The sequence below is a fragment of the Arthrobacter koreensis genome (genome assembly GCF_035792275.1).
In the GTDB taxonomy this organism is placed as follows: domain Bacteria; phylum Actinomycetota; class Actinomycetes; order Actinomycetales; family Micrococcaceae; genus Arthrobacter_B; species Arthrobacter_B koreensis_A.
This window is the reverse complement of record NZ_JAMWKK010000001.1, coordinates 1-11,725: the sequence shown is the minus strand read 5'-3', so window position 1 is coordinate 11,725 and position 11,725 is coordinate 1. Positions and strand designations below refer to the sequence as shown.

General features: G+C 67.2%; 15 protein-coding genes. 9 read left to right on the top strand and 6 right to left on the bottom strand.

What is annotated here, in order from left to right:
• The first annotated feature begins 15 nt into the window (after window positions 1–15).
• From uraD to NGB94_RS00060, 4 genes are all read left to right on the top strand, one after another.
• Window positions 16–531 (top strand): 2-oxo-4-hydroxy-4-carboxy-5-ureidoimidazoline decarboxylase, encoded by a 516-nt coding sequence (gene uraD, locus NGB94_RS00075; protein WP_325788161.1) that lies wholly within the window; start codon window positions 16–18, stop codon window positions 529–531.
• Window positions 528–863 (top strand): hydroxyisourate hydrolase, encoded by a 336-nt coding sequence (gene uraH, locus NGB94_RS00070; protein WP_325788159.1) that lies wholly within the window; start codon window positions 528–530, stop codon window positions 861–863. Before uraD ends, uraH begins: the two co-directional genes overlap by 4 nt.
• A gap of 2 nt (window positions 864–865) precedes the next feature.
• Complete coding sequence (pucL, locus tag NGB94_RS00065; protein WP_325788157.1) at window positions 866–1,777, top strand: factor-independent urate hydroxylase; 912 nt, start codon at window positions 866–868, stop codon at window positions 1,775–1,777.
• 89 nt (window positions 1,778–1,866) lie between these two features.
• Window positions 1,867–2,712: an HpcH/HpaI aldolase/citrate lyase family protein gene (locus tag NGB94_RS00060; protein ID WP_091601100.1), complete on the top strand. Its 846-nt coding sequence runs from the start codon at window positions 1,867–1,869 to the stop codon at window positions 2,710–2,712.
• A gap of 9 nt (window positions 2,713–2,721) precedes the next feature.
• Here the strand turns inward: NGB94_RS00060 and rraA are convergent, their stop codons facing one another.
• Together rraA and NGB94_RS00050 are read right to left on the bottom strand one after the other, a co-directional pair.
• Window positions 2,722–3,189, bottom strand: a complete 468-nt coding sequence (gene rraA, locus NGB94_RS00055) for a ribonuclease E activity regulator RraA (protein WP_325788156.1) — start codon at window positions 3,187–3,189, stop codon at window positions 2,722–2,724.
• A gap of 64 nt (window positions 3,190–3,253) precedes the next feature.
• On the bottom strand, window positions 3,254–3,820 hold the full coding sequence (locus NGB94_RS00050) for a TetR/AcrR family transcriptional regulator (protein WP_325788155.1): 567 nt from the start codon (window positions 3,818–3,820) through the stop codon (window positions 3,254–3,256).
• 137 nt (window positions 3,821–3,957) lie between these two features.
• On the opposite strand from NGB94_RS00050, the gene NGB94_RS00045 reads away from it, so the two are divergent.
• Entirely contained in the window at window positions 3,958–5,643 is a 1,686-nt protein-coding gene (locus tag NGB94_RS00045) for an MFS transporter (protein WP_325788154.1), read from the top strand.
• Here NGB94_RS00045 and NGB94_RS00040 read toward each other — a convergent pair.
• Complete coding sequence (locus tag NGB94_RS00040) at window positions 5,640–6,080, bottom strand: universal stress protein (protein WP_325788152.1); 441 nt, start codon at window positions 6,078–6,080, stop codon at window positions 5,640–5,642. The two genes, NGB94_RS00045 and NGB94_RS00040, sit on opposite strands and share 4 nt — an antisense overlap.
• Window positions 6,081–6,180: 100 nt before the next feature.
• Here NGB94_RS00040 and NGB94_RS00035 point away from each other — a divergent pair, with 100 nt between their 5' ends.
• Complete coding sequence (locus NGB94_RS00035) at window positions 6,181–7,383, top strand: multidrug effflux MFS transporter (protein ID WP_325788151.1); 1,203 nt, start codon at window positions 6,181–6,183, stop codon at window positions 7,381–7,383.
• A gap of 261 nt (window positions 7,384–7,644) precedes the next feature.
• Window positions 7,645–8,553 (top strand): SDR family oxidoreductase, encoded by a 909-nt coding sequence (locus NGB94_RS00030; protein ID WP_325788150.1) that lies wholly within the window; start codon window positions 7,645–7,647, stop codon window positions 8,551–8,553.
• 64 nt (window positions 8,554–8,617) lie between these two features.
• On the opposite strand, the gene NGB94_RS00025 is transcribed toward NGB94_RS00030, so the two are convergent.
• Window positions 8,618–9,607 (bottom strand): TIGR04086 family membrane protein, encoded by a 990-nt coding sequence (locus NGB94_RS00025; RefSeq protein WP_325788149.1) that lies wholly within the window; start codon window positions 9,605–9,607, stop codon window positions 8,618–8,620.
• A gap of 131 nt (window positions 9,608–9,738) precedes the next feature.
• Here NGB94_RS00025 and NGB94_RS00020 point away from each other — a divergent pair, with 131 nt between their 5' ends.
• Window positions 9,739–10,239: a DUF456 domain-containing protein gene (locus NGB94_RS00020; RefSeq protein ID WP_325788148.1), complete on the top strand. Its 501-nt coding sequence runs from the start codon at window positions 9,739–9,741 to the stop codon at window positions 10,237–10,239.
• On the opposite strand, the gene NGB94_RS00015 is transcribed toward NGB94_RS00020, so the two are convergent.
• Window positions 10,236–10,817 carry a dihydrofolate reductase family protein gene (locus NGB94_RS00015; RefSeq protein ID WP_325788146.1) on the bottom strand — a complete coding sequence of 194 codons (582 nt, stop codon included), beginning with the start codon at window positions 10,815–10,817 and terminating at the stop codon, window positions 10,236–10,238. The genes NGB94_RS00020 and NGB94_RS00015 overlap by 4 nt on opposite strands.
• Before the next feature lie 176 nt (window positions 10,818–10,993).
• On the opposite strand from NGB94_RS00015, the gene NGB94_RS00010 reads away from it, so the two are divergent.
• Complete coding sequence (locus tag NGB94_RS00010; protein WP_325788145.1) at window positions 10,994–11,569, top strand: YdeI/OmpD-associated family protein; 576 nt, start codon at window positions 10,994–10,996, stop codon at window positions 11,567–11,569.
• A 46-nt stretch (window positions 11,570–11,615) separates the two neighbouring features.
• Here the strand turns inward: NGB94_RS00010 and NGB94_RS00005 are convergent, their stop codons facing one another.
• Window positions 11,616–11,699, bottom strand: coding sequence for an integrase core domain-containing protein (locus NGB94_RS00005; protein WP_418910588.1), 84 nt, complete (start codon window positions 11,697–11,699; stop codon window positions 11,616–11,618).
• Between the last annotated feature and the right edge of the window lie 26 nt (window positions 11,700–11,725).

The window sequence follows — 11,725 nt, the reverse complement described above, 5'->3', positions numbered from 1 at the left end:
AAAGATGGACACCAAATGGACGCAGTTTCCCGGCCGGATTTCCTCGAAGAGTTCAACCGGGCGCCGTTCGCCCGCGCCGAGGAAATGCTCAGGCCCTGCGTGGACCTGCCTCGCTGGACCTCGGAAATCTCCTTCGCCAGGCCGTTTGGAACCGGAGCGGAACTGGTCTCCTTCGCTGAACTCGCTGCCCCGGACTGGACTGAAACCGAGATAGACGCCGCCCTGGCCCGCCATCCCCGCATCGGTGAACGTGTCTCCGGCACCGGACGTGCAGCGCAGCTGTCCCGGGGCGAGCAGTCCGGGATTGCGCTTTCCAGCGGTATTCAGCAGCAGCTGGAGGAAGGGAACCGGCGCTACGAAGAGCGCTTCGGACGGGTCTTCCTGATCCGGGCCGCCGGGCGCAGCGCGGAGGAAGTCCTGGCCGTCCTGTCCGAACGGCTGGAAAACACCGGCGAAGCCGAACTCGCTGCCACAGCGGCCGCACTGCGCGAAATCGCGATCCTCCGGCTGGAAGGACTTCTGAACCCATGACAAGCCGGATCACCACCCACGTGCTGGATACCTCTACCGGGCACCCGGCGGCCGGCATTTCCGTTTCGCTGCAGGTCCTGGGGGACCTGGAGTGGACGGAACTGGGCACTGCCACCACCAACGGCGACGGCCGCGTCCCGGTCCTTGGGCCGCAGGCGCTCGCTGCCGGGGACTACCGGCTGGAGTTCGCAACCGGGGCGTACTTCGCTGCGTCGGACACGCCGTCGTTCTTCCCCTCGGTGGCCGTGACATTCACCGTCGCGGACCAGGAGCACTACCACGTGCCGCTGCTGATCAGCCCGTTTGCCTACTCCACTTACCGGGGGAGCTGACCATGGGTGCAGCGGAACGCGAAGCCGGAACGCCGCGGATTGTCCTGGGACCCAACCAGTACGGAAAGGCAGAGGTGCGCCTGGTCAGAGTCACGCGCGGCACTGCCCGCCACAGCCTGGAAGACCTGAGCGTCACCTCCCAGCTGCATGGGGATTTCGACGCCGCGCACACCGAGGGGAACAATGCCCACATGGTGGCGACGGATACCCAGAAGAACACCATCTACGCTTTCGCCCGGGATGGGGTGGGCTCCCCGGAGGCTTTCCTGCTGCGGCTCGCCGCCCACTTCACGGGCAGCTTTGACTGGGTCACGGGCGGCCGCTGGACAGCCGAGCAGTACTTCTGGAACCGGATCAACGGACATGACCATGCCTTCAGCAAGGACAAGTCCGAGGTCCGTACTGCAGTGCTGCTGGCGGACGGAGCCCGGCGGCACCTGGTGGCCGGAATCAGCGGACTCACCGTCCTCAAGACCACCGGCTCCGAGTTCCACGGGTTCCCGCGGGACCGCTACACCACCCTTGCCGAGACCACGGACCGCATTCTGGCCACAGACGTCACTGCCAAGTGGCGGTATGCGGACGTGGACGTTCCGGACTTTAACGCTGCCTACGTGTCGGTGCGGTCCGCGCTCCTGAACGCCTTCGCGGACACCCACTCCCTGGCACTGCAGCAAAGCATGTTCCAGATGGGCCGCGCAGTGCTTGAGACCCACCCGGAGATTGCCGAAGTCCGGCTCTCGCTGCCCAATAACCATCACTTCCTTGTGGATCTGGAACCTTTTGGACTGGATAACCCGGGTGAGGTCTTTTTCGCCGCCGACCGTCCCTACGGCCTGATTGAGGCGGCCGTGCTGCGCGAAGGCACTGCTGAAAGCGATCCCGTCTGGAACGCCGTTGGCGGTTTCTGCTGAGGCGCACCCCGGCCCGCCTTAAGTAACGGTCGTCACACCGGGGGTTCCTGCATTGGGGGATCGCGGGACCGGAAAGTAGGCTCGACGGTATGGCTCCATTCCGAAACAGCCGCGCTGCGGCGCTGCCCGCGAAACTGTCCCGTTCCTGGCTGCTGGCTTCGGCCGCGGACGAAGCGCATTTTGCTCCGGCCCTGGCCTCGGAAGCGGACTCTGTCGTGTTCGACATGGAAGACGCCGTTCCCGCCGAAGGCAAGGCCGAAGCGCGTGAGCGCGTCGTGGAGGCACTCTCCACCGGCATGACCGCCTGGGTGCGGGTGAACGGCATTGAAACGGACTACTGGGCCGATGACCTCGCGGCCCTCTCCAAGGCTCCCGGCCTGCGCGGCGTCATGCTGGCCATGACGGAAAAGCCCGAGCAGGTCACGCACACCGCCATGCGCCTGCAAGCCGGCACCCCGGTGCTGGCACTGGTCGAATCCGCGCTGGGCATTGAAAACGCGACGGCGATTGCCAGTGCTCCGGGCACGTTCCGGCTGGCCTTCGGCGTCGGCGACTTCCGCCGCGACACGGGTGCCTCGGATGACCCCATGGCCCTGGCTTACGCCCGCTCCAAGCTGGTCGTTGCCTCCCGCGTGGGGCAGCTGCCCGGCCCAATCGACGGCCCCACGCCGGGAACCCTGGGCGAAAAGCTGCTTGATGCCTGCAAGGTGACCGCTTCGATGGGCATGACCGGCAAGCTCTGCCTGATGCCTGAGGCAGCAGACACGATTAACAAGGGACTCTCCCCGAGCGAATCCGAGATTGTCTGGGCGCACGAGCTGCTCGAAGCGCATGCTGCCGGAGCAGTGGTGGGCGACGGTTCCTACCTGCCCCGCCTGGCCCGCGCACAGAAGATTTCCTCCCTCGCGGACTCCTACGGTCTCTGGAACGCGTAGCCTTCCGGGCTACCGCTCCACCAGGATGCCGTCCTCGTCGGCGTAGAGCACGGCGCCGGGGCGGAACGTCACGCCGCCGAACTCCACGGGAACGTCAATCTCGCCCACGGAATCCTTGGCGCTCTTGCGCGGGTTGGACCCCAGCGCCTTCACGCCCAGCGGGAGCTTGGCGACGGCGGCGCGGTCGCGGATCGGTCCGTTGATGACGACGCCGGCCCAGCCGTTGGCAACTGCCGCCTCGGCAATCATGTCCCCCATCAGGGCGGTGTTCAGTGACCCGCCGCCGTCGACCACCAGCACGGCTCCGTTGCCCGGAGAGTTCAGGGTGGACTTCACCAGACCGTTGTCCTCGTGGCAGCGGATGGTGCGCACCGGGCCGGTGAAGCCGGTGTGTCCGCCCAGGTCCTGGAACTGCAGGGATACCGAAGCCAGTGCTTCGCCGTGTTCGTCGTAGAGGTCTGCTGTGCTCTTTTCCATGGCACATACTGTGCCACAGGGCACATTTGTTACGCGGCAGCAGCGGGTCTGCCGGCGCCGGGACTCAGGCGTGCTTGACCGCGGCCTGGGCCTTGAGCAGGTCCACGACCTTCAGCAGTTCCTCCACTGAACCGGAGGTGGGGGAGTTCTCCTCCTGCGGCCAGCCGCCGGGCAGGCCTTCGTTGTAATACAGTCCGTCGCCGAGCAGCATGATGGCGCGGGCAATCGCCCGGTCTCCCACTTCGCCCAGCACCAGGTCGAACCAGTCGCGGTGGATCTGCTGCAGCAGCTCGGAGGCAGCGGCGTCGTTGCCCTGTGCCAGCCGGACCGCAGCGATGAGCGCGCGGTCCAGGCCGCTGTCCACATAGACGGAGGTGCGGACCAGGAATCGTGCCGGGCCCTCGGGGTCGGTCCGCATCCGTTCCAGGTCATCGGCCGCAAGTATCCGCAGCCGGTCCAGGAGTCCGGCGGCCAGGGCCTCCTTGTTCTTGAAGTGGTAGAGCAGCCCGCCCTTGGAGACGCCGGCGAGTGCGGTCACGGCGTCGAGCGTTGCCCCGCGGGGACCTTCGTTAATCAGCAGTTCCTCATAAGCGGAGAGGACGCGCTCCCGGGCGGGTGTCTGTTCAGGCATGGCTTTACGCTACGCCATCCGATGCTGTACAGTCTAGACGGTACAGTAACGTACGGGTTGGACCCGGCGGTTGCTGGCATGTCTTTTTAACCCACCACTTTCGGCAGGCGGAGCCCTGCCGCGTCCAAGGAGGAATTGTGCCTGCGGTACAGGAACGGCCCGTGCTTCAGCGGGCCGGAAAGCGTGAATGGCTGGGACTGGCGGTGCTGATGCTCGCCGTCCTGCTGGTAGCGGTAGACAACACCGTGCTCAGCTTTGCCGTCCCGTCCCTGTCCCGCGCCCTGGCGCCGACCGGAACGGAACTGCTCTGGATCATCGACATCTATGCGCTGATCCTCGCCGGCCTGCTGGTCCCGATGGGCAGCCTGGGGGACAGGCTTGGACGGCGGAAGCTGCTCATGATCGGTACGGCCGGTTTTGGCCTGGTCTCGGTCGCGGCGGCCTTTGCGCCCACGGCCGGCGCCCTGATCGGCGCCCGCGCCCTGCTCGGTTTCTTCGGCGCCATGCTGATGCCCGCCACGCTGTCCATCATCCGGAACATGTTCGTGGTGCCCGGCCAGCGCCGGATCGCGATCGCCGTCTGGGCAGCCGGCTTCTCCGGCGGTGCTGCGCTGGGCCCGATCGTTGGCGGAACCCTGCTGGAACACTTCTGGTGGGGCTCGGTCTTCCTGCTCGCGGTGCCGGTGCTGATTCCGCTGCTTGTCTTCGGTCCGAAGCTGCTGCCTGAATCCCGCGACCCCAAGCCGGGCAAGGTGGACCCGATCAGCATCCTGCTGGTCATGGCCACCATGTTCCCGCTGGTCTACGGCATCAAGTCCATCTCCACCCACGGGTTGGACGCGTACGCCCTGGTTCCCATGGCCGCCGGCCTGCTTTTCGGCTTCGCGTTCGTGCGCCGCCAGCTCAGCCGCCCCGAGCCCATGCTGGATGTCCGGCTCTTCCGCAACCCCGTCTTCACCGGGTCCATCTCGGCGAACCTGCTCAGCGTCTTCGCGCAGGTCGGCTTCATCCTCTTCCTCTCCCAGCACCTGCAGCTCGTGCTGGGCCAGACGCCCCGCGAAGCCGGACTGATGATGCTCCCGGGCCTGATGCTCACCGTGGTGGCCGGCCTCGCCGTCGTGCGAGTGGTCCGCCGCGTGCGCCCGGCGTACGCCGTCGCGGCAGGCCTGACCTTCAGCGCCGTCGGCTACACCGTGGTGTTGATGACCGGCCACGATGAGAGCCCGCTGGGACTGGTAATCGCATTCATGATCCTCGGCATCGGCGTCGGCTCTGCGGAGACGATCTCCAATGACCTGATTCTTGGCAGCGTCCCGCCGGCCAAGGCCGGTGCGGCGTCGGCCATCTCCGAAACTGCCTATGAAGTGGGTGCCGTCCTCGGCACCGCCGTGCTGGGCAGCATCCTGACGGCCGGCTACCGCAACGGCATCGTGCTGCCGGACGGAATGGACCCGGCTGCTGCGTCCGCGGCTTCGGAAACGCTGGGCGGTGCCGTCGAAGCAGCTAAGGCCCTGCCCGGGCCGCAGGCCGCGGACCTGCTGGCATCAGCCCAGTCCGCCTTCGACTCGGGCGTTGTGGCGACGTCGCTGATCGGCATTGTGCTGATGGTGGCCGCCGCGGTTGGCGCTCTCTTTATGCTGCGCCGGGTTGCCGCTGACAAGGATGCGGCGTCCGACGGCGGTGCTGCGCCGTCCGCCGCACCGGAGTCCGCCCTCGCTGCGTCCGGCACCGCGCTCGAAGATGCTTCCGCCGAAGGGGAGGACTCCGGAAACACCGCCGGTGCGGAACGGGCGGAACAGGACGCCTGCCCGGCCCGCCGCTAGTCCGTTTCCGGCGGATGCACGATCAGCACGGGGCAGTGGGCATGGGCTGCTGCCGCGGAACTGACTGAACCCAGCAGCAGTCCCGCAAAGCCGCCCCTGCCCCGGCTGCCGACCACCAGCATCTCCGCGCCCTTGCTGGCCTCCACCAGCACTTGAACCGGCTGCCCGGCCACCACGGTCTTCTTGAGTCCTTCGGGAACGTCCTGGCCGAAAGCTGCCTGCAGGGTTTCTTCCAGTGCGTTGTCCGCCTCCACCCGGGGCGACCACTCGGTGGAGGGAATGGGCACCGCCAGTGCGACCGGGTAGGACCAGACTGTCACTGCCTCGATGCGGCAATGCAGCAGGTCAGCCAGCCGCCGTGCGGATCGCAGTGCCACGAGGGAGAGTTCAGAACCGTCGACGCCGACGACGATCCGCTTGCGGTTGTCCTTTGCCATGGGCCTGGTCCCGTCTGTCCGCTGCCAATGTTTCCTGCAAGAAGTCTGCGGCCCGGCTCCCGTTTTCTCCAGAGGCGGGGATTGTTCGTAGTATCAGCAGGTGCCAGCCAACGAGTCCAAGCCCCGTGCGGCAGCCCCGCTGGGAGCGGGCCTGCTGCTGGTACTCGCCTTCCTGGCGGCCACCGGACCGTTCACCACGGACCTGTATCTGCCCTCTTTCCCGGGCATCGCCGCGGATCTGGACGTTTCGGCGTCGGGCGTCCAGCTGACCCTAACGGCGTTCCTCCTGGGCATGGCGGCCGGGCAGCTGGGGTTCGGCCCGCTGTCCGACAAATACGGCCGTACCCGCCCGCTGCTGCTCGGGACCGGGGCGTTCGTCCTTGCGTCCATCGCCTGCGCAGCCGCACCCAACCTGGGGGTCCTGATTGCCGCACGCTTCGTGCAGGGCCTGTGTGCTGCGTCCGGGCCGGTGATTGCCCGGGCTGTGGCAGCCGATCTCTCCTCCGGCCCGGCCGCCGCGCGTACCTTCAGCCTGCTCATGACCATCGGCGGCGTCGCCCCGGTGGTGGCACCCGTTGTCGGCGGAGTCCTGACCGGGCTCTGGGGGTGGCGGGGTGTGCTCTGGACGCTGGCCGGCATTGCCGCCCTGATGTTCATCTGCGCAGCCGCCGCGGTCCGCGAATCCCTGCCTGCTGAGCGCCGCTCCAGCGGCCCGCCCTTTGCGGGGCTGGGGGTCGTACTGCGCCGCGGCCGGTTCCTGGGCTACGTGCTGCTCTTCGCGAGTTCCTTCGGCGTGCTGATGAGCTACATCTCAGCCTCGCCGTTCGTCTACCAGAGCATCATGGGCCTGGGCCCGGAAGCCTACGGGCTGATGTTCGGCCTGAACGCCGCCGGAATGGTTACCTCGGGGTTCATAGCCGCCCGGCTCAGCCGAAGCGTGCCGCCGCGCCGCACCGTGCTGCGGGCCGTGAGCGTGCTGCTGGGGTTCGCCGTCGTCCTGCTGGTCCTGGTGCTTGCAGCCGTTCCGCCGCTGCTGCTCGCAGTGCCGCTGTTCTGCATGGTCTCTTCCCTGGGATTCATCATGGGAAACACGACGGCGCTGGCGCTCGCACAGGCACAGGGCGCCACCGGCAGCGGCAGTGCAGTGCTGGGCGGGGCGCAGTTCCTGATGGGTGCGGCCGTCTCGCCGCTGACCGGCCTGGGCGGAGAGTTCACCGCCCTGCCGCTTGCCCTGGTGATGACGGGTTCGGCCCTGCTGGCGGCGACGGCGCTGTTCCTCACCCGGGAACGGCATGCCGCGTAGACTGTGGGGACCATGCGACACATGAACAAGTTCCGCACGCCCATTGTCTGGCTCCTGATTATCGGCCTGGTTGGCAGCATCAGCGTCGGTTTCCTCGGCCTCTTCTTCTAGGCTTTCCGGCTCCCCTTTTCCTGCCCGGCCCCCAGCCCGGGTTTGCCCGGCGAGCCCGAACCGCAATAGGATACTAAGCATGCTTACCTAACGTAGGCGGCCGCCAGTTGCGGCTCCATATCCATGAACAATGGGAAGTGGGGAAACTTAATGGCCAACGAAAACACCTCGGACCAGTACACATTCCAGGATCCGGTCAACCGGTATCCGTCAGTCAGCCCGCCCAAGCAGGACCAGCCGGAACCAGGACTCGACGCCGACCTCGAGCCCAAGACAGACCGCGGTGAGGACTCCTACCGCGGCACCGGGCGGCTTGAAGGCCGCAAGGCGCTGATTACCGGTGCGGACTCCGGCATCGGCGCAGCGGTGGCCATCGCCTTCGCCCGGGAAGGCGCCGACGTCGCCCTCTCCTACCTGCCCGAGGAAGAGGAAGACGCCGCACGGGTCATTGAGCTCATCAAGGATGCCGGCCGCACCGCCGTCGGACTTCCCGGCGACCTCCGCGATCCCGCATACTGCATCCAGGTAGTTCAGGACGCAGTGGACGGCCTCGGCGGCCTGGACATCCTGGTCAACAACGCCGGCAAGCAGGTTGCCGTGGAGAACCTTGAAGACCTCAGCGACGAACAGCTCGATGACACCTTCAAGACCAACATCTACTCGTTCTTCCGGGTGACCAAGGCGGCCCTGCCGCACCTGCCGGCCGGCTCCAGCATCATCAACTCGACGTCGATCCAGGCCTACAGCCCGTCCCCGCACCTGCTGGACTACGCCAGCACCAAGGCCGCGATCAACAACTTCACCAAGGGCCTTGCCCAGCAGCTGGCCCCCAAGGGCATCCGCGTGAATGCCGTGGCACCGGGTCCTTTCTGGACTCCGCTGCAGGTTTCCGACGGCCAGCCCAAGGATGCCCTGCCGGAATTCGGCAAGGACACGCCGCTCGGCCGTGCCGGCCAGCCCACTGAGCTTGCCCCGGCCTACGTCTTCCTGGCGTCTCCGGAATCCAGCTACGTGGTTGGCGAAACGCTCAACGTCAACGGCGGCATGCCCAGCCCCTAAGCCGTTCTGATCATAAAAAGCCGGCCCCGCTCACTGAGCGGGGCCGGCTTTTTGTGTGTCGGAGCTAGGCCGGTGCCGGCGTGAACCTGGCGCGGTCCACGCGGCGGTGGAAACGCATGCCGGCCAGCCCGCCCAGGATGGCGCCAACCAGGCTGACCACAACGGTTGCCAGCAATGCCAGCCACGACCCGGCACTGACCTGGCTCAGGTCCTGCGGCAGGGGAGCCACGGAATTCAGCTGGGTGAGGCTGCGGATGTCATCGTTGAAGACCAGTCCAAGGACAATGACGACGGCGGCGGCCACCAGGGCCCACAGCCACACGGCCACGCCCTGCTTGGCGCCGTTGAAGCGGGCCATCCGGCCGGCCACGTAGCCGCCGGCGTAGTAGGCCAGCAGCAGCACAATCAGTGTGATGATCGCACCGGTCAGCCCTGCGGACTGGTTTGCGGCTGCCTGGTCGAGGGCAGCGCCCAGGTCCGTGTCCGTTGAAACGCCGACTGCGGCACCGATTGCCGCAGCCAGTGCCGAGAGCAGGACAACCATGCCCGTAGCCGTTAGCCAGCCAAAGAACGCTGCACCGAACTTGATGCCGCCGAAACGTTCGCGTTCGGCAGCGAGGAGCGCTTCCCGGTTGGGCATGACCGGCTGTTCCGCGGTCCGGTGGCGGCCGTCGTGTGCCGCCGGAACCGGATCGCGCATGTCGCCGTCTTCCCGGTGCGTGGCACGGCGTCCAGTGCCTGCCGGTGCATCGTCAGTGCGGTAGGCGGCGTCGTCCGGGTCCCGGGTGCCGGTCACCGGGGCGTTTTCGCTGCGGGTGCTGAGCACCTCCGTGTCGTTGGCGCTGGAAGCGGCTGCTGGCCGGGCAGGGGTGTCAGCGCGGTCGGCGTGGGCCGCATTGGGATGGGTGTCCAGCCTGCGGGTGACATCCGGCTCGTTCGATGCGGGCGGGGTGTTCGGTGCCGCGGTGCTTCCTGCTTCCTCGCGGGAAGGGACCTCGCCTGCCTGCCTGCGGCGGGGGTCGCCCGCTGCGGTGCTGCCTGAATCGGTACTCATCTGCTTCTCCTCTTACCGTTGGGGGTGCCGGACTGAAGGTGATGACTTCATAAGTAACCTTACTGTAGTGCCGGGAAACCTGAGGAGCACCCTGATCCGACCCGCTGCGGCGGCGTGGAAGACTTGGCTGCATGGATACGGACCTCATCATCACCCTCGTGGCCGGCCTGCTGATCGCCGTGGGCGTGGCCGGCATTGTGGTGCCGGTCCTCCCGGGGAGCATCCTGATCCTGCTGGCGTTCCTGGGCTGGGCCATCGGGGTCGGCAGCGGCGCCGGCTGGTGGTCCTTCGCCTTCGGGGCGCTGTTCGCGCTGACCGGCCTGTCCGCCAGCGCCGTGCTGACCGGCAGGAAACTGAAACAGCGGGAAATCCCCAACCGGTCAGTCCTGATCGGCCTTGCCGCCGGGATCGCAGGGATGTTCTTTATCCCTGTCGTCGGGCTGATCGCAGGCTTCGCCGGAGGCCTCCTGATCAGCGAATACGTCCGCCAGCGCAGCCTGTCGGCAGCGGCGTCGTCATCCTGGGCCGCGCTCAAGGCCACCGGACTGGGCATGCTCGTGGAGCTGGGCCTGGCCCTCGCCGCTGGCACGGCCTGGATCATCGGCGTCTGGATCCACTTCGCCACACGCTAGGGTGTCATCCCCGGGGCAGTCCGTTTGGGCCGGTAGGTGCGCCCGAAGCTGCGCTCCGCTCCCTCGATGATGCCGGTTAGCTCCCAGTCATACCGCCGGCCGCCGGGTACGTCGAAAATGCGGATCCCGTCGCCCAGGAGGACCGGAGCCACGAACACCTGAAGCTCATCAATAAGGCCGTGTTCAAGCGCCTGCCGTGCAATGTCCGCACTGATGATCTGGACGTCCTTTTCTCCGGCGATCTCCCGCGCCCGGCTCACCGCCTCCACGACGCCGCAGTTCAGCGCCGTCACCGAGGGGTCGCCGGCGAGTTCCTCCGGCCGGTGGGTCAGGATGAACTCGGTCCCGGACCAGGCGCCGCCGTAGGCCTCGGCCGTTGCTTCATCCCGCTCGTCCTGCTGTGCCTTCGCGGCGTCATACCCGTCCCGCCCGGAGATGATCACGCCGACGGCGTCGGCCATCCGCTCAGTGATGCCCGGCGGCAGCGGCTCCAGGGCGTCGAACCAGCTCATGTCGTGGCCGGGCCCGGCGAGGAAGCCGTCGATCGAACTCGTGAATCCCCACGCGACCTTGCCCATGGATTCTCTCCCGTCGGCCCCGGCCGGCCACACGCCGGCCATGTGAAGGAGAAAATACCCAATGGCCCGGATCCACCACAACGGGATACCGGAGCAAAGCGGACAAAAGCTGTCCCCGATGTGGGGAATACTCGAAAGATGCCTGGCCAGCTTCCTCCCCCCCCCAAGGACGTCCAATGACTGAACGAACCGCCCCGCCAGAACTGGTCGTTGCCGACGCCGCTGCCTGGCGGAGCTGGCTCGAGGAAAATGACGCAACGAGCGACGGCGTCTGGCTCATCCTGGCCAAGAAGGGCACGCAGGACCCGACCACGCTGACCTACTCCGAGGCGCTTGAGGAGGCTCTCTGCAGCGGCTGGATCGACGGGCGGAGGAATTCCGTGGACCATGCGACCTACCGCCAGCACTTCACGCCGCGGCGGATGCGCTCCCTGTGGTCACAGCGGAACGTGGAACTGGTGGCCGCGCTCATTGAGGCCGGCCGTATGCGCAGCCGCGGGCGGGCGGAGATTGACCGGGCAAAAGCGGACGGCCGCTGGGAGCGTGCCTACGGGGGACCCGCAGCACTTGACGTTCCGGCCGACCTGGCAGCGGCGCTGGCTGCTGATCCGGACGCAGCCGAGGCTTTCGCCAAGCTGGGCCGCTCGGCCCGCTATCCGGTCCTGCACCAGGTTGTCACCGCCCCCAGCGACAGTGTGCGGGCGGCCCGCATCGCCCGCCAGGTTGCCCGGCTGGCCGAGGGGCTCAGCTGACCCGCAGCCGAATGGCCCCGGCAGCTAGCTGTACTGAGACAGCACGTTAGTTACACCGGGTGATGGGTGCTTTGCCTCCGAGGCTGCTGTGTGGGCGTTGGTGGTTGTAGAAGTCTAGCCACGGTTGCAGGGCATCGGTGCGGGCTTGGTTGGAGT